Below are 24316 nucleotides of genomic sequence, written 5' to 3'. Positions count from 1 at the left end.
CTTTAGTTTTTTTGTATGGTTTCAATAAAAATATCGCTGGCCGAAGGAATGACCTCAACAAAATGAGTCAATTGCCCTTGCGAAGTGAGGTAGTTTACAAAATCATTGATAGCTATGGAGTCCGGCACTTTTACCTTGTATTGCAATTCGTTATTTATACTTTTAAACGTTGCAGGAAAAATTTCAAATTTTTCTTTCAACAAGGCCGAAGTTGCGGCGTGATCTGGCGTAGACAAACCAATTTCAAAAACATTGTTTTTGTACTGACGCTTAATATCCACTAATTTTCCATCCAGTATTTTATTAGATTTATGAATTAAGGCAATATGATCACACATTTCTTCAACAGATTCCATACGGTGGGTAGAAAAAATTACGGTTGCCCCATCGTCACGAAGTTTTAAGATTTCATCTTTTATAAGGTTTGCATTTATAGGATCAAAACCGCTAAAAGGCTCATCAAAGATCAAAAGCTTAGGGTTGTGAAGCACTGTAACCACAAACTGGATTTTTTGTGCCATTCCCTTGGAAAGTTCCTGGATTTTTTTGTCCCACCAATCGCCAATTTCCAGTCTGTCAAACCAGTATTTTAGCCTATGCTTTGCTTCCTGTTTTGTAAGTCCTTTTAGTTGCGCCAAGTAAAGAACTTGCTCGCCAACTTTCATTGTTTTATATAGCCCTCGCTCTTCAGGAAGATAGCCTATATTTTGAATATGATGAGGCTGCAATGGTTCTCCGTCCAAAATGATAGAACCCGAATCTGGCATGGTAATTTGATTAATAATGCGTATCAAGGTTGTTTTACCTGCGCCATTAGGCCCCAACAAGCCAAAGATGCTTCCTTTTTCCACTTCTATTGACACATCGTTAAGTGCCTTATAATTACCGTAGTTTTTGGAGACATTGTTGACTACTAAAAGTTTTTCCATAGATTTTAATTGAAGTATGTAAATATATTGATTTGAGAATCGTAGTACTCGAAAGAAGGCAAGATTTATGATTTTTTTAGATAAATGAATTAGAGGAGAGAAAAAAGAGGAAAGAAATAATACGGGGGACGGATGAAGGTTGCAGAATGACCGATGCTAGATGACGGATGATCGTTTCTGCAAACTTTAGGGGTTAGGGGCTTGCTTAAAAGCAAAACCCACCCAAAAAAATAAATTCTTGGGTGGGAAAAAAAATTGCTATGAAAAAGAAAAATATCACTTCTAAGTCGAAGCGACCTTTCAAATATATATAAAAATATCTATTTAACGTTTAATTAAGAGAACATATCTTTAACTTTTTCAAAAAAGGACTTATCCTCCTTCTCTGGCTTCGGCTCGAAATGCTCGTCATCACTCATTCTTTCAAAAAATTCCTTTTGTTCTTTTGAAAGTGATTTTGGTGTCCAAACATTTACGTGAACCAATAAATCACCGGTTCCATATCCATTAATACTTGGAATTCCTTTATTTCGAAGACGCAAAATTTTACCACTTTGGGCGCCAGCATCAATTTTTATACGAACTTTCCCAGTAACGGTCTCTATTTCTTTAGAAGTTCCCAATACTGCATCAGAAATACTTATATATAAATCGTAATGTAGGTTATCGCCTTCACGCTGTAATCTGTCATGTGGTTTTTCTTCTATGGCTACCAAAAGATCTCCTGGAATTCCATCACCTGGAGCATCGTTTCCTTTTCCAGAAACTTTGAGCTGCATTCCGTCAACAACACCAGCCGGAATCTTGATGGAAACTGTTTCTTCAGTCAACAACATTCCTTCAGCATCTGCATTTGGCGGCTTAGAATCAACAACTTGACCCAAACCTCCACAAGCACTACAGGTTGCGGATGTTTGCATACGTCCCAAAATTGTATTTTGAATTCGCGTTACCTGCCCTTGCCCGTTACAAGTAGAACAGGTTTTATAGGTTGTTCCCTTTGCAAGTTTCTTGCGTTTTACTTTTATTTTTTTCTCAACACCAGTGGCTATTTCTTCCAGTGAAAGTTGCACGCGAATTCGCAAATTGCTTCCCTTTACGGTTCTGCGGCCGCCGCCACCAAAACCTCCGCCGAAGCCGCCACCGCCGAAACCACTACCGAAAATATCTCCAAACTGACTAAAGATATCGTCCATATTCATTCCGCCGCCGCCAAAGCCACCGCCGCCTTCAAAGGCTTGGTGACCGTATTGGTCATAACGGGAACGTTTATTGGGGTCCCCAAGCACCTCATAAGCTTCAGCTGCTTTTTTAAACTTGGCTTCTGCTTCGTGGTCGCCAGGATTTTTATCAGGGTGATGTTTTATCGCTTTTTTTCGGTATGCTTTTTTAACTTCAGCAGCCGTCGCACTTTTTGAAATCTCTAATATTTCGTAATAATCTTCCTTCATATTTACTGTCCTATAACAACTTTTGGGTAGCGGATTATTTTATCGCCAAGGGTGTAGCCCTTTTCCACTATATCAATAATTTTACCTTTTAGCTTCTTTTCTGGAGCTGGAATTTGTGTAATTGCTTCGTGTGAATCTGCGTCAAAAGTATCGCCAGGTTTCACGTTCATAAGCTCTAAGCCTTTGTTACGCAAAGTTTCGCGAAGTTTATTATTTATTAGGCCAACACCTTTAAAATGACTGTCATCCTCCATAGATTCAATTTCCTTTAAAGCACGCTCAAAATCGTCCAATATTGGGAGTAAAGAACCTATTACGTCCTCTCCTGCTGTCTTGAACATTTCAATACGTTCACGAGAAGTACGTTTCTTATAATTTTCAAATTCAGCGAAAAGTCGTAAATACCGATCTTTTTCGCGTTGAAATTCGTCTTGTAGCTCAGAAAGAGCATCAGTCACATTTTCTTCGGCAATTTCCTGCTCGTTTATTCCTTTATCTTCGAAAACCACTTCTTCTTCGTGGTCTTCTTTGAATTTATCATTTTTGCTCATAATAGCGTTTGTTTCATTTTTTTCTGAAGGGAGCAAAAGTACTGCCATTTGTGCTAAAATGTCAAAATGTCACGGCTTTTAATTTAATAATACTTTAAGAAAAATCATATATATTAAACTTATGTTTGCCGTCCATTATAAAAACCAATAATTATGAAATCAACATCTTTAAAAATTACAATGTTAGCCTTTGTTGCAGTGGGAGCATTCTCTTGCAAAAACGCTGAAAAAGATACCGAAGTTGCAACGGAACAAGCAGCCGAAGCAACAGAAATGGCAGTGGAATACACGGTAGATCCAGCCGCTTCACAAATTATGTGGGAAGGTTCAAAACCAACCAAAACACATAACGGAACAATAGCGCTTTCTTCAGGAGTTTTTCATCTTAACGAAGGAAATGTTGAAGCTGGAAATTTTATAATTGATATGAATACTATCAACGTTCAAGACTTGGAAGGCGATGATAAAGCAGGTCTTGAAGCTCACCTTAAAGGTACGGCAGACGGGAAAGAAGGTGATTTTTTCAATGTGAAGGAATACCCATCTGCAAAATTTGAAATGACAGGTATTGAAAATAATGTGGTAAAAGGAAACTTGACCATTAAAGACAAAACCAATGCTGTTGAATTTCCTGCATCTGTAACTATGGATGGAGATAAAATGATGCTAAAGAGTGAGACTTTTGAATTAGACAGAACAAAATGGGATGTGAATTTTGGCTCAAAATCAATATTTCCAAATTTAGGAGATAAGTTTATTGACGATACGATGACGATTACACTTTCCTTGGTTGCCAACAAGGCATAACCCAAAGAAGAATTCAATATATAAGAGAGACCTTTTGCGGGTCTCTTTTTTTTTACAATAAATCCTGTAAAGCGTTCTCTAGATTGTAGAATTTAAACTGATACCCAAGTTTTTCAATTTTTTGGGAACTGACCAATTGTCCTTCTAAGACCAAAATAGCCATTTCACCCAACAGAAGTTTTAGCGCAAACGCAGGAATATTCGGCAACCAAAGTGGGCTATCCATTTTTGCAGCAATCATTTTGGTCATTTTTTTATTTTGAACGGGATTTGGAGCTACTGCATTGAATATTCCTTCTACTTGATTTTTTAGCAGAAAAAGATAAATTCCTGCTATATCTTCAAGATGAATCCAAGATTGCCATTGATCACCACTTCCCAATGGAGCGCCAACCCCTAATTTTATGGGCTTAATTAACTCTGAAAAAGCTCCGCCTTCTTTCGCTAAGACTACTCCAGTACGGACTTTGCTTACTTCCATGCCCAAATCCAAAAATTTAGTTGCTGCTGCTTCCCAAGCAACCACAACATTTGCTAAAAAGGTGTCGTCAACCGCTTCGTCTTCTTCGGAATATAATTTTGTTTTAGAATTAGGGTATACACTAACCCCACTAGCAGAAATAAAATGAACAATATGATGATCTATTTCTTGAAGCTTTTCATAAATCAAGTTCATACTTTCGATCCTGCTATTGAGAATTACCATTTTGTAATTGTCTGTCCATCGTTTTGAAATGGAAGCTCCTACCAAATTAATAATCGCTGATGTATCTTTAAAGGCATTAATATCGATCTCCCCTTCCTTGGGATTCCAATAAAAACCTTGATAATTTTCGGAGTTTTCAATCTTTTCTTTACTGGTGGTTAGATAGTTAACAGCAATATTATTACTGTGACATTGTCTAACCAACTCACTCCCAATTAACCCCGTAGCCCCAGTAATTAATACTCTTTTCATAATATTCTAAATTTATAGAATCAAGAATGAACAGCAAAGCTCCTTAACGGAAGATTGTGATTTTTGGCTTCGGTATAAACTTCTATTTTCTGTGAAAATAGAAATTCATTCAGCCACCTTCAATTGGGATTCGGTAATTCGTGAATTGTTAAATCGGGATTCGATGATTCCAGATTCGGACATTCAGTTTTTTTTGGAATAAATCTAACTTTTTAAAGCTTGGAGTAATTTTGAACTTTGAATCTTGAACCTTAAATCTTGAATTTAAGATTTCGTACCCCTTAACATTTCCTTTTTTCCCGGAGGGCCTGGAAGACGCTCAACCCTAAAGCCCACGGCTTGCATAGCTCGTCTCGCATTACCATTTGCTGCATAAGTAACCAATACACCTTTGGGTTTTAGCGAAGCATACATGATAGCGAAGATATCTTCCGTCCAGAGTTCTGGTTGTACCCGAATTCCAAAGGCATCAAAATAGATTAGATTGTAGTTGTTTACTGCAGAAATATCCGAAAATAATTTCTGTTCCTTCCGTAGTTGAAATTTTTGTGAGACAATCACATTTTCTTCCCAAGGAGAATTGTGGAGTTTTAGGAAGACTTCCTCCGATGTCTTCAGCATTTCGCTGTAATTCATCTTTTGATACTCCTCCTCACCTAGCGGAAAGGCCTCAACCCCCGTGTATTCAATACTCCAAGAATGTTTTTCCGATTCCAAAAAAGTTAATAAGGCGTTTAAGCCTGTTCCAAAACCAATTTCTAAAATAGAAATCTTAGAAGTTGCATTTTCTGAAAGCCAATGATAAAGTCCTTCTTTAATAAAAACATGAAGGGCTTCAGCTATTGCACCGTGTTTGGAGTGATATTGTTCGTCCCATTCGGGAATGTGCAAGGTATAAGAACCATCGCCTGTCTTTAAAAGTGTACGTTTCAAAGGAACTATTGTTTTTCCACTTCTGGAATCAACACACCATCGGCTTCAAAAGCCAAAGTGCGTTTTGGCGTTGTGATAGCGGCAATTTCTTCAGGAGACTTTCCTCCATCCTCGGCGTAGTGACGTTGATCTTCTACACTCATTTCTTCAACATAAGCTTTACCATTAACGATTATTTCCTGTCCGGCAATATCCTTTGGCATAAAAAACTCATAATCCTTAAACCGTACCATTGCCTGGGCTTCGCCTAAATCAAGATTCATCCAACATCCTTTTTTCTGACAAACTTCTTTTACCGTTGATGCAAACTTTACATTCAAAGTATCTCCAAGGTTTATAGTTTTATATTTTTCCATCATTTCGGATTTGGTCAAAACATCTGCATCCGTAATTTCATCGCCAAAAGATTGATAGTTCATAGCCATTTCTTCTACCTTAGGAACTACTTTTTCTTCGGATTTTTCGTTTTTACAACTAAATGAAACAACAGATATTGCGAGAATGAACAGTATTTTTTTCATTTTAAAAAAATTATTAATTTATTGATTACTATTGCTTTGCAATTTTAAGGATTTTTTAAATTTTTAATGGTTTAAATTTTGCCTATTTTTACGAAATAAACATTTCTACCAATGAATTCTTCTACAACATCAAAATTAAATATACAAAAAATCGAGTCTTCTCGCCTTGGGGAAGTAGATTTTAACAACCTAGTTTTCGGAAAAATATTTAGCGACCATATGTTTGAATGTGACTATAAAGATGGTGAGTGGCACAATCCTACTATTAGACCTTATGGCAACTTATCTATTTCGCCTGGAGCAAAAGTTTTTCATTATGGCCAAGCTGTTTTTGAAGGAATGAAGGCTTACAAGGACGATCAAGGAAAAGTGTGGTTGTTTAGACCCGAGCAAAATTTTGAGCGCATCAATAAATCATCTAAACGTTTGGCTATTCCAGAGTTTCCTCGCGATATTTTCTTTGAAGGCTTAAACAACTTGATTAAAATGGATAAGGATTGGATCCAACCTGGTCTTGGCAACTCATTATACCTTCGCCCCTTTGTTATGGCAACCCAAGTTGGCGTTTCGGCTTCGCCTTCTACAGAATATAAATTTATGATTTTAACAACCCCAGTACAAGCCTATTACACTGGTGATGTGCGAGTTGTTATTGCTGACCATTACAGCCGTTCTGCAAATGGTGGCGTAGGTGCTGCTAAAGCTGCAGGAAATTATGGCGCACAGTTTTACCCGACCAATCTGGCCCGTGAAAAAGGCTTTCAGCAAGTAATCTGGACAGACGATAGCGAGCACAAATATCTTGAAGAAGCAGGAACGATGAACGTTTTCTTTAGAATAAACGATACCTTAATAACAGCTCCAGTTAGTGATAGAATTTTGGACGGTGTAACACGGAAAAGTGTAATAGACCTTGCAAAACACAATAATATAGATGTAGAAATACGCCCAATTTTAGTTTCCGAATTGGTGAAGGCTGCCAAAGATGGAAGTCTAAAAGAAATTTTTGGAGCTGGAACAGCGGCGGTTATTAGCCCTGTGAGTGCTTTTGGACATAAAGAAGAAATTTATGAGCTCACCAAACCAGAAGATAGTTTTTCTACCCGCTTTAAAAGTGAACTGATGAATATTCAGCATAACCTGGCCAAAGATCCATTTAATTGGAGATACGAAGTTTTGTAAAAAACAAAACTTAATTTCCAAATTTCAAAAAACTCAAATTCCAAATAAAGACCAAGATTCCAAATTGCAAAAGATCAAACTTTTTGGAATTTGGAATTTGGAATTTGGAATTTTACCCTTCAAGTATTTCTTTAATTTTAGGCTGAAAGTAATCAGGTCCCTTTAAAACTTTTCCATCCTCACGATAGATTGGTTTTCCATCTGCTCCCAATTTGCTCATGTTACTGCGTTGGATCTCATTGAAGACTTCTTCAATTTTATGTTGCATACCATGTTCTATAATCGTCCCACATAAAATATAAAGCATATCTCCAAGCGCATCTGCAACCTCAACCAGATCATTGGTATTGGCTGCTTCAAGGTATTCCTCATTTTCTTCACGCATCAGCTTATAGCGCAATAGATTTTTTTTGATGCCAAGATCGGCAGTAGGAGTTTCTTTAAACCCCAAGCCAAATGCTTTGTGAAATTCTTTAACGGCTGTTATTTTGTTTTTCATATTTCTGTCCCGCGAAGGCGGGTATCTTTTAGTTATTAATTGATATATATTTGGTCAATGGATTCAAAATTGAATTAGAAGCTAGAACAATTTTGAATAGGTTCCCAAATTTGTTGTGTTTCCCTTAAGTCTTGTCTCTTGTTTCCTGATTAATCTCTATTTTTGCAGCCACAAAACTACAAATTAATGTTCAGTACGGGCCAATTGGTTTTCGCCATTATATTCTTTGTTGCTTTTATCATTGTAATGATAATTAGCTACCGTGGCGATAAGAAGCTACATAAAAAATACTACAAAGGAAGCCTTTGGGTACTAGTCGGATTTATTATTTTCATTCTTCTATTAATAGTAATGAAAACATATTTCAAGCCTTGATTCTCCTGTAAAAATTACCATTTTTCTTATTCTCAATTGTGTATTAAATACATTTCGGATAATAGCATTACCCATAATTCTTCTATGAAAGCTATATTAAAGACTCGTGTTTTTAAATGTCGCATCCTTTGAATACCACTACACAGTATTAGCGTCTTATGATTAATAATAGATTCATTCTTTACTGATTTATAGCGAAAAGCCTATAATTATCTTGAGAAGTTCCATGTTGTCAATCAACTTTTTGATAAGCTTATTCTACTCGGCATTTCAGCCATTTAACAATTACCAAAAAAGCAAGCTTAAACTTTCTCATATTTCCTCTATGTATAGCTTTAATAGGGAAAAATCCTTTGTAAAAAGGGGGTTTTATCTCCTGCCTATCTCAATCTTGATTCCCATCTTTGTCAATATCAACAACTTAAAACAACTAACTCATGACCAAATTAAAATTATTTATTCCGATCTTATTACTTTTTTCAATCATTTTAACAAGCTGTAGTAAAGATGATGACAATGAAATAAAAATAAATGACACTTCTATAATACCTTCTACTAATCTTGACCGTCCAAACACTTTTTTGGGGTGTATTGAAATTGAAGGTAGGATATCGACCATTGAAGCATGGGACCACGGACAGATTGATGGGGACATTGTTTCTATAATTGCAAACGGCGATGTTATTGTTGACGAAAAAGTCCTCGATGGTCCTTCAAACAAAATAAGTGTCGATTATGATTTTGGTTACAATGGCTATAACTATGTAACTCTTTACGCACATAATTTAGGGAGCATCTCGCCAAATACCTGCACGATTACAATTAATGGAACGGAGTATGTCTTGGAAGCAAATTTACAAGCTAACGGATCTATTGATGTAATTGTAGGTGGATATGGCGTTACTTGCGACGCTGGTAATTAAGAAACCGGCACTGTAAACACTTAAGACAGTATTGCATTGTTAAACAATAAACCTGTCAACCTATTTTATTCTGAAAAAGCCTTCAACCTTAATTGTTTGAAGGCTTTTCACTTAAAAATACCCTCCACAGGGTATTTTTTTATTTTCTTCTTCAACCTATTTTTGATATTCAACAATTAATCTAACCCATATGAAAACAGTACTAAAATTATTATTTCTTCTTTTTATCACCACAGGAAGCGGAATAGGCTACGCCCAAACCATAGACCCAGATACCGGTGAAGTAATGGAAGAGGTTGAGGAAGAAGAAAACACCGGCCTCAGCGAAAAAGAACAAGAGCTACTTGACAAGATGATTAAATTGGACCGGCATAAACCTTTTAGGTTGCGCACCAGTTTTAGCAACCAATTTGCATCCCTAGATGCCAGTGATATTGGAGCGGACAAGGCATATACTTTAGCCTTAGACATTCCCACCTTTACAATCTATAAAGAATTGTACATTGATATCCGCGGCTTTGTCAGTGGACAAATATTCAGTGATGACGTTGTCAATCAAATTGAGCAAGATTACCTTATAATATATGGCGCCAGTGCTAATTTTAATTATAGTCTCAAAATAATTGATGGACTTTATATTGTGCCTTTTGTAGGGTATGGACTTATACAAAGCACTAATCTAGAACTTGACATAGCCGACATAGATCCATCCAATCCAGAAGCAGTAAACCTTTTTGCCTTTACCGCAGAGAATGAGAAAAACGGAACCCACCTTAACTACGGAGTATTCTTGGATTTTTCATTCACTTTAAAGTCTAACGGAATAGGCCTTACAGCTGGATTTTCCAATTTCAACAAGTTCACTGTTGGAATTCAGTTTTAATTGAATAAAAAACCTTCTAAAGAAATAATATGAAAAATATACTACTACTTTTTACCATCATGGTTTTCATAATTTCGCCATCATCTATTGCGGAAAACAAAACTTTTGATGCCGTAATGGGAAAGAAAAAAATAGAATTGCGAACTTCAGAAAAAGATGCCGAAATATTTATGAATGGCAGAAAGATAGGTACAGGTACAGCTTTGATTGTTGTTCCTAAAGAAGACTGCGTTGTGGTAATCATAAAAAAAGAAAGTTTCCTTACAGAGAAAATAGAATTCTGCAATAAGAAGGAAATGGAGAAACTATCGAAAACGCACACCGTACAAATGCGGCCAGACGAATCTCACGAAGCAACTGTTTATGCAGAAAACTTAAATAGAGATATTATTTTAAAATGTGAAAACATTGATAAAGACCAAGCCTGGAAACTCATTAACCAGATTTTGCTAACCTATGTGGACGTAATAGAAATGGCAGATAAAGAAACAGGCTATCTGCGAACAGGATGGAATTCACAGACTTATACCCAAAATACGGTACGCACCCGCTTTATAATAAAAGAAACATCTACAGAACCCCTAGTATTTAAGTTAAAGTTGATCAGTCAACAGTCTCAACAAGCCCAAAGCAACCCTCATCAGGACCAACTATTTAAGGACTGGGATCGCTTGTTGCGGAAATACACCAATGCCATTAGCGAGTTTCAGGCAAGGATTAAGTAGATATCCTTTACTTTAAAAAATCAAATAGTACAATTAGCCAAATTGATTTGTTTCATTTTTAAATAAAAAAACCTCCCAGGAATTAACTTTCTGGGAGGTTTTTAAATTATTTGAAACAAGAATTAATTCATAGCAGGCAAATTGCTGTAATTTTTTGAATAGTATAACATCTGTTCAGCAAAATCTTTTGGCTGTTCAACGCTAAAGCTTTCAATCTCGCCATCATCATTCATTTTTGGAACAAGCATTGGGTTTACAAAACCGCTATAAGGCGCTGCTGTAAACTGCTTATTACGCTCTAAAATTTCCTTATGAAGATCTTGATCCACTTTTACACCATAGGTTTCAACTAGATTTTCCACCGCGGCATAATCACCTTCACTTTTAATTCGTTGTGTTTCGCGAAGTAATTGACCAAATAAATCGTGTAGTTTATCATAATCGTTGATGTTGTAATAGGTTTTACCATCACGCGTTATCTTTTCAATCACGTTATCGGCTTTTCCTTTTTCGAAAACCCAAGCTGAAACCCATTGGCGGTTTCGCATATGCGCTTCTTCAACATCGTCTCCAAGATTTAAACGAATCAATTGCGTCATCAACCCATTACGGATGTATCCGTCATAAGCTGCCATTCCAACTTTTTTCCAATCGTCAACCAAGCCAAGTTCTTGCAATTTTGGATTGTATAGGTAATAAAGACCAACTAAATCTGCGCGTCCTTCTTCCAAAGTAGAAGCATAGTTTTTAAGGGTTTCCTTTGTTTCGCCTACACCTGGATTAAGCTGCCCAGAAGCATGCCCAATAACTTCGTGAAGTGCGGTATGAAGTTTATCTGCCAGTTGCCCGTATTTTTCTTCCAACTCCAATTCTTCTTCATCATTTACAAATTCCTTCAATCTACCAGTGCTTCCCGCATTGTTGTAAGCATCAATAATATTACCCAGTGAAACCGATTTGCTTCCTACGGCAGCACGAATCCAGTTTGCATTTGGAAGGTTTACACCAATTGGCGTACTTGGAGAAGAATCTCCAGCTTCACCTGCAACGTTTACTACTTTATAAGTTACCCCTACAACATTTTTCTTTTTGTGCTCTTCCATTAAAGGAGAGTTGTCTTCAAACCATTGTGCATTTTCAGAAACGACTGCCATTTTTTCTGACATGTCAAAATCCTTTAGTTGAACGATGGTTTCAAAAGAGCCTTTATATCCCAATGGATCATTATAAACTTCAATAAAACTGTTTATATAATCGATATTACCTTCGGTAGCTTTTGTCCATGCCACGTTATAATCATCCCAAGTTTGAAGATCTCCGGTTTTATAATATTTAATCAAAAGACCCAGTGCATCACCTTGCGCTTGGTTTTCAGCAACACCTTCTGCCTTTTCTAACCATTCAACTATTTTATCAATTGCAGAACCGTAAAGTCCACCAGACTTATAAACCAACTCCTTAAGCGTTCCATCTTCTTTTACCAGTTTTGAATTTAAACCGTAGGAAAGTGGCTTTTTTGGATCTGGAGATTTCTTATTGCCATAAAAATTTTCCACATCTTTATTGGTAACGTTTGGCCCGTAAAAGTTTACTGCACTTTCAGCTACATTATCCACTCTTTTTGCTTGGTTTACTTTTTTGGAATCTTTATCGTTAAAAAGTACGTCAAAAGCTTCCCCTTCCAACTGCGTATTGGTATCCGTTAAAAGTTGCTTTAAATAGTCAGAAGAAAAGTCTGGTTTCATTTTAGCATTTGAATAATGATGATGAATTCCACCGCTAAACCAAACGCGTTTTAAATAGATTTCAAAGTTTTTCCAATCTTCAGTAGTCTTATCGCCTTCGTAGGTATTGTAAACATTTTCCAATGCCTTTCTAATAGTAAGGTTGAAACGATAATTCTGATCCCAGATAATATCTCTTCCTGCCAAACCAGCCTGAGTAAGATAATATACTAGTTTTTGTTCCTTTAATGTAAGCTGTTCCCAACCTGGAATTTGATAACGTAAGATTTTAATATCGTCGAACTGCTCAACGTTATAATCAAAGTCTGTAGTTTCTACAGTTTCCACTTGGGCCATATCTTTTTCCTCTTTCTTTTCATTACAGGAAAAAAACAGCATGCCAGACATTGCCATGGCAAATAAAAAGCTATTCTTCATTTTAAATATTTTATTGATTTTAGCAAATGTACTAAAATATATTTCCCAATATTAAATATGGTAAATTGAAATAGGATTGCAGCCATTGATTTTCAGTAGCATCAATGATTTTTAACTATCTTCGCAATGCAAATCAACTCTAAGCAAATGAAAATATTAAAGTACTTACTTTTTCTTGTTCTTATTATTATAATTGGTAGCGCTATTTATTTTGGCACAAAAGATGGAACTTATGATATTCAAGATTCTATGGTAATTGATGCTCCACCAGAAGTTGTCTTCAGCAAAGTGAATAATTTTAAAAGCTGGGAAAAATGGGGACCTTGGAAAAAAGAAGATCCTGAGACTACATTTACCTATGCTGAAAAAACATCTGGCGAGGGTGCTTCTTATTCCTGGAATGGTAATATGAATGGATCAATCACTACAACTAAGGTTATTCCTAATAAAGAAATTGAACAAAATTTACTCGTAAAAACCCCCATGGGCGAACGAAATTCTATCATGTATTGGGATTTTGAGGAAGTTGAAAATGGAACAAAAGTAACTTGGGGAACAAAGGGAGAACATACCCTAGTAGACAAGGCATATCAATCTATAAAGGGAAGTGATTATAAATCCAAAGTCCACGAAATGAATAAAGTTGGTCTTGAAGGATTAGCTGCCGAGGTGATAGAAGACATGAAGCAATACGCTATAAACGTAGATGGCGTTACCCAATACGGCGGAGGTTACTATATGTACACTACTTCGGTTGCCAAACAGGATGAGCTCGAAGAAAAAACAAAACCAATGATGAATGAAGTAATGGGTTTTGTTACTAGAAATAAGCTGAATACGGCTGGAAACCCTTTCACTCTTTACAACCAAATAGACAATGCAAATAATACGGTTATTTTTTCAACAGGTGTGCCTGTTAGAGAACAAGTAATCACGCCAGAGGGCAGTCCAGTGGTTTGTGGTTATATGGAACCCGTTTCTGCTGTGAAAACTACTTTAAAAGGAAATTATAAACACTTGGAGGAAGCCTATACCAAAACAAGAAAGTATATGGATAAAAATTCGCTTCAGATAGATCCTGATGGAAAAATGTTTGAAGTCTATATAACCGATCCCGAAAAAGTTCCAAATCCGGCAAATTGGGTAACCGAGGTTTATATTCCAATAATTTCAACTCCTGAACCGATAGAACAAGGAATTTAGATGAAACAATTAGCATTGGTTTTTTTAGGCGGAGGTTTCGGAAGTTCTTTGCGTTATGTGCTTTCCAAATATTTAAACGATTATGAAAACGGAATTCCTTTCGGAACCCTTGCTGCCAATGTCTTGGGAAGTTTACTAATAGGTCTAATTCTTGGACTTGCCTTAAAAAACAATTCCCTTTCCCAAAATACCGTTTTGTTTTTGGCCACTGGATTCTGTGGCGGATTTACCACTTTTTCTACCTTTGCCTATGAAAACCATCTCTTTTTAAAGGCGGGCGACTTTATGTCTTTCGCGCTTTACACAATAGCCAGTTTTGTAATTGGATTTGCTATGGTTTTCTTGGGAATGTGGTTAGTGAAGTTTTTTTAATGCTTCCCGAAATCTTTTACTCCAGCTTCAATTCTAATTAATATGTCGTTTTCCTTTGGAGGAATGGGGCAAGAATAGCGAGCGTTATAAGCACAATACGGATTATATGCTTTGTTGAAATCAATAATAATCGTGTCTCCTTCCGGAATTCTTTGATCTATATATCTTCCACCTCCATACGAGCCATCACCGCTTGTTAAATCAGTAAAGGGCACAAAGAGATAATCTTCATAACCAGGTTCATCATAGGGCTGCGTGCTTTTAAAAAGATTTAACACAATATCCTTTCCCTCTAAGGTGAAATGTGCCTCCCCATATTTTACGTATTCTGGCAGACGTTCCGTTGAAGTTGGCATTAAAAATGGCTTTTCGTCTGGAGTACGTATCAGTTTCGCCTTAACCCGATATTTTAAATCTATTGGATAAAATTCCAAGTTTTTGAAATCCTTAAAATCCTCAGGGGTTAAAATCGTAGTTTCGGGATTTGTGTATTCCTCATTCAATTCATCTTGTGCCGATTGGCTTTCAGAAACAAGAACTTGATCCTGCGCGATAATAACGGTGCTGAATAACAGCAATGAAAGAAGTAGTAAGTTCTTCATAATAGGGTTTTCCGTAAAAATAGAAAAGAAATTTATCTTTATAACGTGATATTTCAAACAATCTAACGTTCACCGAGCGAGTGAAATACACGACTCACCCCAATAAGACGTTTTATAAAATAAAAAGTAGTAGTTCATAACTCTTATTTATTTCTATTTTTAGCTAAAATTAAAAAACATGAAATACAGATTTACCCTTCTAATTCTCCTTATTACTTTCAGCAGTCAGTTTTGCCTTGCTCAACATATTCGTATTGATAAAAAAGAACTTGTCTTTTTGGCAGAACAACAAAAAGTGAATGTGTTATTTACTTTCGACAGTCTTACATTTGACGGGAAAAACATCCCAGAAGTGGAGTTTCTTCAAAACCGCTATGTGGAAGTTTCTGAATGGAAAGACAAGCAAGCTGCCAAAGAATGGCTTGTTCTTTATGATGAATACAAAAACAATCAATGGCAAGAAGCATTTATAAATACCTTAAATGAAAGAACTGCCAAATATGATAATACGCCGGTATTCAATAGGAATGATAGCACTGCAAAATACACAATTCAAGTAAACAGTGATTGGATGTATTTTGGATATAACGTAATTGTAGGGAAACAGCCATCAAAAGTGTCGATGACATTAAGTTTTTATGAAACAGCAAACCCATCCAATATTTTATTCGCTACAGATATAAGCAGAGCAATGGGAACCAATAATGAAAGTTACAATCTTAAAGATTGGCCTAGTTTCAGAAGGATGGAGAAAGCCTACATCAAAGCTGGATATAAGTTTGCACAAGCCTTAAAACGTGTTTTAGATTAATTTTTTATTGGGTGTCCGTAAAGCGTCATAATATATTACCAAAATTTAAAGAACATTGATAAACCAACCCTGAAAGAGCGCAATAATTAACTGCATTATAGAACGACGGCCATTTATACTGCCCTTTCAGGGCTGACCTTAACCTGGTTACGTGCTGATAGGGCGCTGCCCTATCTTATAATATGTTGCCCTTTCATGGCATATTCCGTCATTTTCAAAGGCTATGTTTACGGACGCAAAAATCAAAGCACAAAATGACAAAATCAATCATATTATTGATTACGGATATACAATTTTTTTATTTACGAAAAGATTTTTTCACTACATTTGATTACAAATTAAATCTAAAAATGAAGAATAACACATATATCCGCCAATCAACTCCGGTCATTTACAGATGGAAAAATCGGTGATGTATGTATTGATTATATAGCAATAAAATTATTCAATAGTAAAACGTCCCGGCTAAAATCGGGACGTTTTACATTTAACAGAAGAAACCAGGAACAAAAATCCTATTATCAATTTTTAAAAAACAATGATGAGAAGTTAGATATTCCATCTTATACCAATTTAATTTTGTAATGTCGTACAGAAAACGAAGTTGCTTTTTCGTTCTATGACGCTGCGATTGGTTTGCATAGCCATAGCTATGGAAATTATGAGCAACCTGCCTGCCGGCAGGCAGGGAAATAGAACGGAAAATGAACGAGTTTAAATGCGACATTACATTGTTAATTTGGTATTACTCCTATTAAATACTGATGAGAAAAATATATACCAATTATCTAGCGAATTTCCGAGGGCTTTCCCACGAAATTTGGCTTTTGGCCTTAGTCACTTTTGTGAACCGATCTGGAGCCATGGTAATTCCATTTTTATCATTGTACCTTATCAATGTTGAAGGTTTTGATTTGCCCCATGTAGGTTGGATTATGTCTTGTTTTGGTCTGGGGTCTTTGGTGGGAACCTATTTTGGCGGTAGATTGACAGATAGCATCGGATTTTATAAAGTTATTCTTTTTAGTCTGTTTTTTGGTGGAGTTGGATTTATGTTACTGCAGTTTATAGATTCCTTTTATGGGTTTTGCATCGGTATTTTTTTATTGACATTGATGACCGATTCTGGAAGGCCAGCAATATTTGTGGCTGCAGATACGTATAGCCGACCGGAAAACATTACCCGAAGTATTACATTAATTAGGTTGGCAATAAACTTAGGCTTTTCCGTAGGCCCTTTAGTTGGTGGATTGATAATCGCAAATATCAATTACAGCTCTCTTTTTTGGATTGATGGAGTCACTTGTATTTTAGCAGCTTTCGGCGTTATTGCGCTATTAAAACCTAAGAAACAAAAGGATAAAAAACCTGAAAAAACAATTGTTGTAAAAGAAGGAGTTCCTCCTTATCTAAATAAACTCTTTATCTTGTTTTTCGTTATTATGGTGGCGAACAGTCTCGCTTTTGTTCAATATTTTTCAGTGATGCCAATCTATTACGAAAAAGTACATTTTCTTTCAGAAGATCTAATTGGCTGGTTAATGTTTATAAATGGAGCGACCATAGTAATTTTTGAAATGCCTTTAATTAGCTGGCTCGACAGGAAAAAAATATCAAAAACGATGGCTACTTTCTGGGGTATTTTCTTCCTTGGTCTCAGTTTCTTGGTCTTAAATTTTACAAGTTGGACTGGGGTTTTGGTAATTGCGATGTTTTTAATGACTTTGGGAGAAATGATTGGCTTTCCATTTTCAAACGCGCTAGCACTTGAAATGGCACCGAAAGGAAGAAAGGGAAGTTACATGGGCTTATACAGTATGAGTTTTAGCATTGCGCATCTAATTGGCCATAACGGCGGCATGAATATGGCAAACAGCTTTGGCTATTTTAGTACGTGGAATATTTTTGCCATATTCCTGCTTTTCGTGGCAAGTCTAACCATATGGTTGTTTTTTATGCTTAGAAAAGCCGAGAGAAGAAAGGCTTAAATTAACTTTTGATTTTTTCCTTCTTAAGGTTTCTACGGTTTTTCCGACTTAGAATTACCGAATCCAAGCAAGATATCATAAGTGCTATTCCACCAAATAAACAAATTAGCCTCACCACTGTAGCGCCAGGATAATCCAATCCCGTAAAACCAAGTAAAGCTGAAATAATGGTGATTACTAAAAAATGGAAAGTATATTTTTTCATATCAAATTTTGGTTTGGGTGTTATAGTGATAAAGATAACTTGAAAGCGTTTATCAAAATCTTAAAAGCAATCCAATTACCAGATATTTAACAACAAAAAGTCAGGTTAAAGGTTTTAAGTCGTTGTTTTTTACCACCTGAGAAAGAACAATTTGGGTTTTTGTTTCGCCATAAATGATAAGTTGGTCTATAAATGCCTCCAAGTGTTTCTGATTCTTTAGGACTACTTCCATCACAATATTTTCGTTTCCGGTTATTCGGTAGCAATTGAGAACCTCATCATAGGTTTTTACAATTTCGAGAAAAGGTTTAAGTTTCCCCATAAAAGCGCGAAGTGTAATTATAGCCTTAAATTGATAACCCGCCTCAAAAGGTGATACCAAAGTGTGATATCCGTGAATAATGCCGGAATCTTCCATTTTTTTGATCCTTTCGGATACTGCGGGCGAGCTCATGCCTACTTGTCTTCCTATTTCTGTATTGGGTTGCCGCGCATTTTTCTGCAGACAATTGAGAATTTTCCAATTCAATTTATCTATACTCATATTAAGCTTTAATGTGAAATTAACATCATAATTAAAGCAAATATAGTAATTCACTTTAAAATCAATTGCTTAAAACCGTTTCTTGTGCTTAAATTTGATTCGCTATAAAAAGAACAATAAAATGTCATCGCCTTCCTTCGGAAACCATTCGCATTCGGCTATTTATAATAAAGCCTTAGATATATTCTCATTAAGTAGAAATATAGCTACCTATCTTAGCCAGGACCTTGCTCATCTTCAAAGAAATGGAATGGAAGATCCAAACATTTATTTTACAGGGGATATTGTTCAGCAATCCGTGTCTCTGGGACCTGAAATTCTGAAGGCAGAAAGCCAGTCGTTTTCCGAAGAAAAACATAAATACGCCGCTTCCGTGATGCGACTTTCAAACTTGCTGTATAAAAACTGCGAACGTTTGGAAAGAGTGAATAGTAACGGAAAAGATTTTTTACCCCTACTGCGTAAAGAGCTTAAAAAATTCAGAAAACTACAGCATACCTGGAGACTTACACTCTAATTTTCCAATCTACATACTTTCGGTTTATTTATTAAAATTCAATCCTTACATTTGTATAGAACCTAATCCACTATACTATGTTTGAGGAAGAAGATGATTTTGATCCAATGGAGCGGCACAATCGTGTACGACGAATGCCATTATTTATTAAAGCCGAAGAAATTTCAGAGTTGGTAAGGCATTTGGTTAAGTCTGTAGAAAACACCGATATCAAGTTTAAGCGGAAAGGTGAAAAGCAAATGCTGGAGCACAATCTGGATTATCTAATGTCAAACTCCATGATCATTCCAGCTAAAATTGCCGGTGCCGAGGGTGTTGATCTCTATGATATTAAAATGGAAAATGCTGCACTTATCCGTAGGGCAGCTCGTGAAATTATTTTAGATGCCCGAGGCATACAGATGCACGGTTTTAAGGAAACTGAATATTTAGATTTACTGCGAAAAGAAGTGGAAGAATTCCGGATTCTTTTTGCGGAATGGGTAAAAACCTTCGACCCTTGGGATTATATCATTGACCGTTGGGGATTATTCAATCCACCTGGAATAAATTATGACGACCACGATCCTGACGATGATATTCCATTTGACCCAAACGATATTCCCGATGAATTCTTTGGGAACTACGATGATGAAGAGGAGGATGATTATGATGATCTTGAAGAAGATTGGGACGAGGAGGATGATTCCGAAGAATAACTATCGCAATAAACGCGGATCAAAATCCATTTTATCTTTTCTGATAATTTTAAGTTTACCGAAATCTTTGTGGGAAGGATTTATCAATATATTATGCTCCTGATGTAAAACCGCGGAAGGAACTTTCATAGCCAAGGCTTCACTCTTTTTAAGCCACTTTGAGCCAAACATTTGTAATTGGTTTACGGCTTCTTCCGTACTCCATTTAGGCTTTATAAAATCTATGGACTGTATCTCTTTTATCGATGAATCAGGAATTTCGACTTCAATAAAAGAATATTCCAGCGGAAGTTCGGCATAGTCCACGTGAACAATTATTTCAAGCAAGCTTAAGGAAAGATTTTGCGCAAAATATAACATCGCATCGCCCACCATGTTCCAGCGGCCGCCATAAAGTCTAGCCCCTTCCCCAGACAAATCTTCTATATAATGTGTTTTGGTTATTCTATAAATTCGCACAACTAAGAAGGAATTCCATGAGCAATACGACCCATGATGTTTTTAACATATTGAATACCAAACCGGGTATCTAAAAAATCAAGGGGCTTTTGACCATTAAAGATATATGGCGTAGAATGCAACCATTTTCTAAAGTTATCAAGCGTTTCAAAAACGTCTATCCCTTCAGAAACCACCACGGCAATTTCAAAAAGCTGTTCTGAATTTGAAACAGTTAATAGATCATCATCTGCCTTTCGCTGTAGGGTGCGGTGTGAAACATGCAGCAGATCGCTTAGTTTATCCATAGAAATGTTTAAAACTTCACACAAGGAATAAACCACGCTTTTTGGCAAACCTTTTCTCGTAATGTGAATGAGATCTATATCACTATTTACAACTTGACCTACTTGACCAACACCTCCCAAAACGCTTACTATTCTATCAAAAGGATTATCCAGAAGGTAAAAAACTTCTGGTTCCTTAATTAAATTCACATCATTATGAGCTCCATACCTTTTCATATCCACGACATTTTACACAAATATATGTATTTTTGTCGTGTTTAAGAAATTTAATCCCTCTTTTTTACATATTGCGTCTATATTGCCCTCCCACTTCAAACAAGGCTTCTGTTATCTGTCCCAAAGAACATACCTTAGTAGCCTCCATTAGCTTTTCAAACATATTTTCATTGTGAATTGCTGCCGTTTGAATTTTTTCTATAGTCTCATTAGCTGTATTTCCGTACATCTTATGTAGGTTTTGCAAGGTCTCTATCTGTATTTGCTTTTCTTCTTCAGTTGCGCGTATTACTTCGGCAGGAAGAACTGTGGGGGAACCTTTACTACTCAAGAACGTATTCACACCTATTATCGGGAATTCCCCATTGTGCTTTAAGGTTTCATAATACAAGCTTTCTTCTTGAATTTTGCTACGTTGATACATGGTTTCCATCGCACCTAAAACTCCACCGCGTTCGGTAATACTGTCAAATTCTTTTAAAACAGCCTCCTCAACAAGATCGGTCAATTCTTCTATGATAAATGAACCTTGAATTGGATTCTCGTTTTTGGCAAGTCCTAATTCCTTATTAATAATAAGCTGAATGGCCATTGCACGACGTACGCTTTCTTCCGTTGGAGTGGTTATAGCTTCGTCATAAGCATTGGTATGCAAGGAATTACAATTGTCGTATATAGCGTATAAGGCTTGAAGCGTAGTACGAATATCATTAAAGTCAATCTCTTGCGCGTGCAACGAACGCCCGGAAGTTTGGATATGATATTTCAACATTTGTGCTCTTGGATTGGCACCGTATTTTTCCTTTAAGGCTTTTGCCCAAATTTTACGAGCAACCCTTCCTATTACTGCGTATTCAGGATCTATTCCATTGCTAAAAAAGAAAGAAAGGTTTGGTCCAAATTCATTGATATCCATTCCCCGGCTCAAATAATATTCCACGTACGTGAACCCATTTGAAAGCGTAAACGCCAATTGGGTAATTGGATTTGCTCCCGCTTCCGCAATGTGATACCCACTGATAGAAACCGAATAAAAGTTCCGAACTTTTTTCTCAATAAAATATTCCTGGACATCGCCCATCAATCGCAGGGCAAATTCCGTTGAAAAGATGCACGTGTTCTGGGCTTGGTCTTCCTTTAAAATATCTGCTTGAACTGTTCCGCGAACTTGCTGTAAAGTTTCATACTTAATTCTGTTATAAACTTCAGCATCCAAAACCTGGTCGCCAGTTGTACCAAGAAGCATCAGGCCTAAGCCATTGTTGCTTTCTGGTAATTTTCCGTGATATTTTGGGCGTTCGATTCCTTTTTCTTTATAAATCTTATTGATTTTTTTTTCAATATCGGCCTGCATTTCATTTTCAACGATATATTTTTCGCAGTTTTGATCTATTGCGGCATTCATAAAGAAACCTAACAACATTGGGGCAGGACCGTTGATGGTCATACTTACTGAAGTCAGAGGATGGCTCAAATCAAAGCCGGAATACAGTTTTTTGGCATCATCCAAACAGCAAATAGAAACTCCGGCATTCCCAATTTTTCCGTAGATATCTGGGCGGCGGTCTGGATCATTTCCGTATAATGTAACACTGTCAAAAGCGGTGGAAAGTCTTTTGGCCGGCAAGCCCATACTCACGTAATGAAAACGTCTGTTGGTTCGCTCTGGTCCGCCTTCACCAGCAAACATACGCGCGGGATCTTCCCCTGTTCTTTTAAAAGGATACAAGCCAGAAGTATAAGGAAATTCTCCAGGAACATTCTCTTGAAGCGTCCATTTTAAGATGTCGCCCCAAGCTTGATATTTTGGAAGTGAGACTTTAGGAATTTGCGTATGCGAAAGAGACTCCGTATGGGTATCTATATTTATTTCCTTTCCACGAACTTTAAAGCTGTAAATTGGATTTATGTATTTTTGAACTTTTTCACTCCAACCAGTGATTACTTCCCAGTTATACGGATCTAAATTCAACTTTTCACGGTCAAATTCGGCAAGCAAGAGTCTTAATAAGTCCTGATTCCCTGCCATACCGGCAGGCAAGTTCTCTGATCTTTTTATAGATTCTGAAACAATTCCACCTTTGTCAAGTTCTGGCTTTTCACCAGAAACGGATTCCATTGTTTTATAAATTCCATAAAGTTTTTGTGCTACTTCAGCCTGATCAAAAGCCTTTTTATCAAAAGCTCTATTACTTTCAGAAATTTCAGAAAGATAACGTGTGCGCGCCGGTGGAATTACAAAAACCTTTTCCTCCATTTCTTCCGAAACGTGAAAATCGCTTTTAAGATCTGCACTGGTTTTTTCTTCAATATCGGCCATTATAGCCTTATAAAGCTTGTTCATTCCGGGATCATTAAATTGCGACGCAATAGTTCCATAAACCGGAAGTTCGTCTTGCGGAGTATCCCACAATAGGTGGTTGCGTACGTATTGTTTCTTTACATCACGTAAGGCATCCAATGAACCGCGTTTATCGAATTTGTTGATAGCAACCAAATCGGCAAAATCAAGCATGTCAATTTTTTCAAGCTGCGTTGCGGCACCGAACTCGGGAGTCATCACATATAATGAAACATCGCTATGCTCTATAATTTCGGTATCGCTCTGCCCTATTCCAGAGGTTTCTAGAATAATTAAATCATATTCTGCAGCTTTTAATACCTGTATAGCTTCCGCTACATATTTTGAAAGCGCAAGATTGCTTTGTCTAGTCGCCAAACTGCGCATATAAACTCGTGGCGAGTTGATGGCATTCATACGAATGCGATCTCCCAACAAGGCTCCACCTGTTTTTCTCTTAGACGGATCCACAGAAACAATCCCGATCGTTTTTTCCGGGAAATCCACCAGAAACCTTCGCACTAATTCATCTACCAAGGAAGATTTTCCAGCGCCACCGGTTCCAGTAATCCCTAAAACCGGAGTTTTTGACTTTTTATTTTTAATATGAATTTTGTCGAGTGCTTCTTTTGCCACTTCAGGGAAATTTTCCGCAGAAGTAATAATCCGCGCAATTGACCCAATATCTTTCTTTGCAAGTCTGTCAACCTCTCCATTCAATGTATCGCCTATAGCAAAGTCAGCCTGTTCCACCAAGTCGTTGATCATTCCCTGAAGCCCAAGTTCACGCCCGTCATCGGGAGCATAAATACGCGTAATGCCATAATCCATTAATTCCGCGATTTCGGAGGGAAGAATCACGCCGCCGCCGCCGCCGAATATTTTAATATGGCCAGCACCTTTTTCCTGCAATAAATCATACATATATTTAAAGTACTCATTATGCCCACCCTGGTAGGAAGTCAAGGCGATTGCATTGGCATCCTCCTGAATGGCGGTATTCACCACCTCTTCAACGCTTCTGTCGTGCCCAAGGTGAATTACCTCCACCCCAGTAGATTGAATGATACGCCGCATAATATTAATGGCCGCATCATGGCCATCGAACAAGGAGGCTGCTGTTACTATACGGACTTTATATTTTGGTTTATATGGTTTTATCTGTTGCATAATT

General features: G+C 36.9%; 25 protein-coding genes. 11 read left to right on the top strand and 14 right to left on the bottom strand.

All coding sequences use genetic code 11. The features are described 5' to 3' along the window. Positions 1–2 precede the first annotated feature (2 nt). The 3 genes from G440_RS0107080 to G440_RS0107070 form a co-directional block, all read right to left on the bottom strand. Positions 3–929 (bottom strand): ABC transporter ATP-binding protein, encoded by a 927-nt coding sequence (locus G440_RS0107080; RefSeq protein ID WP_026450670.1) that lies wholly within the window; start codon positions 927–929, stop codon positions 3–5. A gap of 335 nt (positions 930–1264) precedes the next feature. Then, positions 1265–2380, bottom strand: a complete 1116-nt coding sequence (dnaJ, locus tag G440_RS0107075; protein ID WP_026450669.1) for a molecular chaperone DnaJ — start codon at positions 2378–2380, stop codon at positions 1265–1267. A gap of 2 nt (positions 2381–2382) precedes the next feature. Beyond that, positions 2383–2979, bottom strand: coding sequence for a nucleotide exchange factor GrpE (locus G440_RS0107070; protein WP_084426645.1), 597 nt, complete (start codon positions 2977–2979; stop codon positions 2383–2385). 105 nt (positions 2980–3084) lie between these two features. Here G440_RS0107070 and G440_RS0107065 point away from each other — a divergent pair, with 105 nt between their 5' ends. Next, complete coding sequence (locus G440_RS0107065) at positions 3085–3738, top strand: YceI family protein (protein WP_026450667.1); 654 nt, start codon at positions 3085–3087, stop codon at positions 3736–3738. A gap of 52 nt (positions 3739–3790) precedes the next feature. Here G440_RS0107065 and G440_RS0107060 read toward each other — a convergent pair whose 3' ends face one another. The 3 genes from G440_RS0107060 to G440_RS0107045 all read right to left on the bottom strand — a co-directional run bounded on the left by G440_RS0107060 (position 3791) and on the right by G440_RS0107045 (position 6150). Beyond that, positions 3791–4696 carry a TIGR01777 family oxidoreductase gene (locus tag G440_RS0107060; protein ID WP_034259156.1) on the bottom strand — a complete coding sequence of 302 codons (906 nt, stop codon included), beginning with the start codon at positions 4694–4696 and terminating at the stop codon, positions 3791–3793. 264 nt (positions 4697–4960) lie between these two features. Next, entirely contained in the window at positions 4961–5629 is a 669-nt protein-coding gene (gene mnmC2 / locus G440_RS0107050) for a tRNA (5-methylaminomethyl-2-thiouridine)(34)-methyltransferase MnmC2 (RefSeq protein WP_026450665.1), read from the bottom strand. A 5-nt stretch (positions 5630–5634) separates the two neighbouring features. Continuing rightward, entirely contained in the window at positions 5635–6150 is a 516-nt protein-coding gene (locus G440_RS0107045) for a DUF4920 domain-containing protein (protein WP_026450664.1), read from the bottom strand. A gap of 111 nt (positions 6151–6261) precedes the next feature. On the opposite strand from G440_RS0107045, the gene G440_RS0107040 reads away from it, so the two are divergent. After that, positions 6262–7332, top strand: coding sequence for a branched-chain amino acid aminotransferase (locus G440_RS0107040; RefSeq protein WP_026450663.1), 1071 nt, complete (start codon positions 6262–6264; stop codon positions 7330–7332). Positions 7333–7444: 112 nt separating this feature from the next. Here G440_RS0107040 and G440_RS0107035 read toward each other — a convergent pair whose 3' ends face one another. Continuing rightward, on the bottom strand, positions 7445–7831 hold the full coding sequence (locus tag G440_RS0107035; RefSeq protein WP_026450662.1) for a pyrophosphohydrolase domain-containing protein: 387 nt from the start codon (positions 7829–7831) through the stop codon (positions 7445–7447). A gap of 812 nt (positions 7832–8643) precedes the next feature. Here G440_RS0107035 and G440_RS20605 point away from each other — a divergent pair. The 3 genes from G440_RS20605 (at position 8644) to G440_RS0107015 (ending at position 10737) form a co-directional block, all read left to right on the top strand. Next, a complete protein-coding gene (locus G440_RS20605) occupies positions 8644–9129 on the top strand; it encodes a hypothetical protein (RefSeq protein ID WP_026450660.1) in 486 nt (161 codons plus the stop codon). Between the two features lie 190 nt (positions 9130–9319). Continuing rightward, positions 9320–10012 (top strand): hypothetical protein, encoded by a 693-nt coding sequence (locus G440_RS0107020; protein WP_026450659.1) that lies wholly within the window; start codon positions 9320–9322, stop codon positions 10010–10012. A gap of 29 nt (positions 10013–10041) precedes the next feature. Beyond that, complete coding sequence (locus G440_RS0107015) at positions 10042–10737, top strand: hypothetical protein (RefSeq protein ID WP_026450658.1); 696 nt, start codon at positions 10042–10044, stop codon at positions 10735–10737. A 122-nt stretch (positions 10738–10859) separates the two neighbouring features. Here the strand turns inward: G440_RS0107015 and G440_RS0107010 are convergent, their stop codons facing one another. Further along, a complete protein-coding gene (locus tag G440_RS0107010) occupies positions 10860–12899 on the bottom strand; it encodes a dipeptidyl-peptidase 3 family protein (RefSeq protein WP_026450657.1) in 2040 nt (679 codons plus the stop codon). Positions 12900–13046: 147 nt separating this feature from the next. Between G440_RS0107010 and G440_RS0107005 the strand changes: the two genes are divergently transcribed. Together G440_RS0107005 and crcB are read left to right on the top strand one after the other, a co-directional pair. Next, positions 13047–14102 carry an SRPBCC family protein gene (locus G440_RS0107005; protein ID WP_026450656.1) on the top strand — a complete coding sequence of 352 codons (1056 nt, stop codon included), beginning with the start codon at positions 13047–13049 and terminating at the stop codon, positions 14100–14102. After that, positions 14103–14474 carry a fluoride efflux transporter CrcB gene (crcB, locus tag G440_RS0107000; RefSeq protein ID WP_026450655.1) on the top strand — a complete coding sequence of 124 codons (372 nt, stop codon included), beginning with the start codon at positions 14103–14105 and terminating at the stop codon, positions 14472–14474. Here crcB and G440_RS0106995 read toward each other — a convergent pair. Further along, a complete protein-coding gene (locus G440_RS0106995; protein WP_026450654.1) occupies positions 14471–15076 on the bottom strand; it encodes a DUF1684 domain-containing protein in 606 nt (201 codons plus the stop codon). The two genes, crcB and G440_RS0106995, sit on opposite strands and share 4 nt — an antisense overlap. A gap of 178 nt (positions 15077–15254) precedes the next feature. Between G440_RS0106995 and G440_RS0106990 the strand changes: the two genes are divergently transcribed. After that, entirely contained in the window at positions 15255–15887 is a 633-nt protein-coding gene (locus tag G440_RS0106990) for a hypothetical protein (protein WP_026450653.1), read from the top strand. 764 nt (positions 15888–16651) lie between these two features. After that, complete coding sequence (locus G440_RS0106980) at positions 16652–17875, top strand: MFS transporter (protein ID WP_026450652.1); 1224 nt, start codon at positions 16652–16654, stop codon at positions 17873–17875. A 1-nt stretch (position 17876) separates the two neighbouring features. On the opposite strand, the gene G440_RS19600 is transcribed toward G440_RS0106980, so the two are convergent. Together G440_RS19600 and G440_RS0106970 are read right to left on the bottom strand one after the other, a co-directional pair. Beyond that, positions 17877–18080 (bottom strand): hypothetical protein, encoded by a 204-nt coding sequence (locus tag G440_RS19600; protein WP_034259154.1) that lies wholly within the window; start codon positions 18078–18080, stop codon positions 17877–17879. A 100-nt stretch (positions 18081–18180) separates the two neighbouring features. Next, on the bottom strand, positions 18181–18624 hold the full coding sequence (locus G440_RS0106970; RefSeq protein WP_026450651.1) for an Lrp/AsnC family transcriptional regulator: 444 nt from the start codon (positions 18622–18624) through the stop codon (positions 18181–18183). Positions 18625–18745: 121 nt separating this feature from the next. Here G440_RS0106970 and G440_RS0106965 point away from each other — a divergent pair, with 121 nt between their 5' ends. Next, the gene (locus tag G440_RS0106965; RefSeq protein WP_026450650.1) at positions 18746–19141 is read left to right on the top strand and encodes a hypothetical protein; all 396 of its coding nucleotides are present in this window, start codon (positions 18746–18748) and stop codon (positions 19139–19141) included. A 77-nt stretch (positions 19142–19218) separates the two neighbouring features. Beyond that, positions 19219–19839 carry a hypothetical protein gene (locus tag G440_RS0106960; RefSeq protein WP_026450649.1) on the top strand — a complete coding sequence of 207 codons (621 nt, stop codon included), beginning with the start codon at positions 19219–19221 and terminating at the stop codon, positions 19837–19839. Here G440_RS0106960 and G440_RS0106955 read toward each other — a convergent pair whose 3' ends face one another. The 3 genes from G440_RS0106955 to G440_RS0106945 form a co-directional block, all read right to left on the bottom strand. Further along, on the bottom strand, positions 19840–20298 hold the full coding sequence (locus tag G440_RS0106955) for an RES family NAD+ phosphorylase (RefSeq protein ID WP_026450648.1): 459 nt from the start codon (positions 20296–20298) through the stop codon (positions 19840–19842). It abuts the gene before it with no gap. Positions 20299–20300: 2 nt separating this feature from the next. Continuing rightward, positions 20301–20801 carry a type II RES/Xre toxin-antitoxin system antitoxin gene (parS, locus tag G440_RS0106950; RefSeq protein WP_026450647.1) on the bottom strand — a complete coding sequence of 167 codons (501 nt, stop codon included), beginning with the start codon at positions 20799–20801 and terminating at the stop codon, positions 20301–20303. 64 nt (positions 20802–20865) lie between these two features. Beyond that, positions 20866–24312 carry a methylmalonyl-CoA mutase family protein gene (locus G440_RS0106945; RefSeq protein ID WP_026450646.1) on the bottom strand — a complete coding sequence of 1149 codons (3447 nt, stop codon included), beginning with the start codon at positions 24310–24312 and terminating at the stop codon, positions 20866–20868. Positions 24313–24316: the final 4 nt, after the last annotated feature.

The organism is Aequorivita capsosiphonis DSM 23843 (assembly GCF_000429125.1).
Taxonomy (GTDB): Bacteria; Bacteroidota; Bacteroidia; order Flavobacteriales; family Flavobacteriaceae; genus Aequorivita; species Aequorivita capsosiphonis.
Note: the sequence above shows the minus strand (reverse complement) of the source record. Positions and strands in the feature narration are given on the sequence as shown.

Excerpts from the sequence above, each read along its gene's own strand:
- G440_RS0107035 (WP_026450662.1), bottom strand. The coding sequence starts at position 7,831 with ATGAAAAACAAAATAACAGCCGTTAAAGAATTTCACAAAGCATTTGGC.
- G440_RS0106990 (WP_026450653.1), top strand. The coding sequence starts at position 15,255 with ATGAAATACAGATTTACCCTTCTAATTCTCCTTATTACTTTCAGCAGT.
- parS (WP_026450647.1), bottom strand. The coding sequence starts at position 20,801 with ATGAAAAGGTATGGAGCTCATAATGATGTGAATTTAATTAAGGAACCA.
- G440_RS20605 (WP_026450660.1), top strand. The coding sequence starts at position 8,644 with ATGACCAAATTAAAATTATTTATTCCGATCTTATTACTTTTTTCAATC.
- G440_RS19600 (WP_034259154.1), bottom strand. The coding sequence starts at position 18,080 with ATGAAAAAATATACTTTCCATTTTTTAGTAATCACCATTATTTCAGCT.
- dnaJ (WP_026450669.1), bottom strand. The coding sequence starts at position 2,380 with ATGAAGGAAGATTATTACGAAATATTAGAGATTTCAAAAAGTGCGACG.
- G440_RS0107045 (WP_026450664.1), bottom strand. The coding sequence starts at position 6,150 with ATGAAAAAAATACTGTTCATTCTCGCAATATCTGTTGTTTCATTTAGT.
- crcB (WP_026450655.1), top strand. The coding sequence starts at position 14,103 with ATGAAACAATTAGCATTGGTTTTTTTAGGCGGAGGTTTCGGAAGTTCT.
- G440_RS0107010 (WP_026450657.1), bottom strand. The coding sequence starts at position 12,899 with ATGAAGAATAGCTTTTTATTTGCCATGGCAATGTCTGGCATGCTGTTT.
- G440_RS0107070 (WP_084426645.1), bottom strand. The coding sequence starts at position 2,979 with ATGGCAGTACTTTTGCTCCCTTCAGAAAAAAATGAAACAAACGCTATT.
- G440_RS0107015 (WP_026450658.1), top strand. The coding sequence starts at position 10,042 with ATGAAAAATATACTACTACTTTTTACCATCATGGTTTTCATAATTTCG.
- G440_RS0106945 (WP_026450646.1), bottom strand. The coding sequence starts at position 24,312 with ATGCAACAGATAAAACCATATAAACCAAAATATAAAGTCCGTATAGTA.
- G440_RS0106960 (WP_026450649.1), top strand. The coding sequence starts at position 19,219 with ATGTTTGAGGAAGAAGATGATTTTGATCCAATGGAGCGGCACAATCGT.
- G440_RS0107040 (WP_026450663.1), top strand. The coding sequence starts at position 6,262 with ATGAATTCTTCTACAACATCAAAATTAAATATACAAAAAATCGAGTCT.
- G440_RS0107080 (WP_026450670.1), bottom strand. The coding sequence starts at position 929 with ATGGAAAAACTTTTAGTAGTCAACAATGTCTCCAAAAACTACGGTAAT.
- G440_RS0107065 (WP_026450667.1), top strand. The coding sequence starts at position 3,085 with ATGAAATCAACATCTTTAAAAATTACAATGTTAGCCTTTGTTGCAGTG.
- G440_RS0106995 (WP_026450654.1), bottom strand. The coding sequence starts at position 15,076 with ATGAAGAACTTACTACTTCTTTCATTGCTGTTATTCAGCACCGTTATT.
- G440_RS0107020 (WP_026450659.1), top strand. The coding sequence starts at position 9,320 with ATGAAAACAGTACTAAAATTATTATTTCTTCTTTTTATCACCACAGGA.
- G440_RS0107005 (WP_026450656.1), top strand. The coding sequence starts at position 13,047 with ATGAAAATATTAAAGTACTTACTTTTTCTTGTTCTTATTATTATAATT.
- G440_RS0106965 (WP_026450650.1), top strand. The coding sequence starts at position 18,746 with ATGTCATCGCCTTCCTTCGGAAACCATTCGCATTCGGCTATTTATAAT.
- G440_RS0107060 (WP_034259156.1), bottom strand. The coding sequence starts at position 4,696 with ATGAAAAGAGTATTAATTACTGGGGCTACGGGGTTAATTGGGAGTGAG.
- G440_RS0106980 (WP_026450652.1), top strand. The coding sequence starts at position 16,652 with ATGAGAAAAATATATACCAATTATCTAGCGAATTTCCGAGGGCTTTCC.
- G440_RS0106970 (WP_026450651.1), bottom strand. The coding sequence starts at position 18,624 with ATGAGTATAGATAAATTGAATTGGAAAATTCTCAATTGTCTGCAGAAA.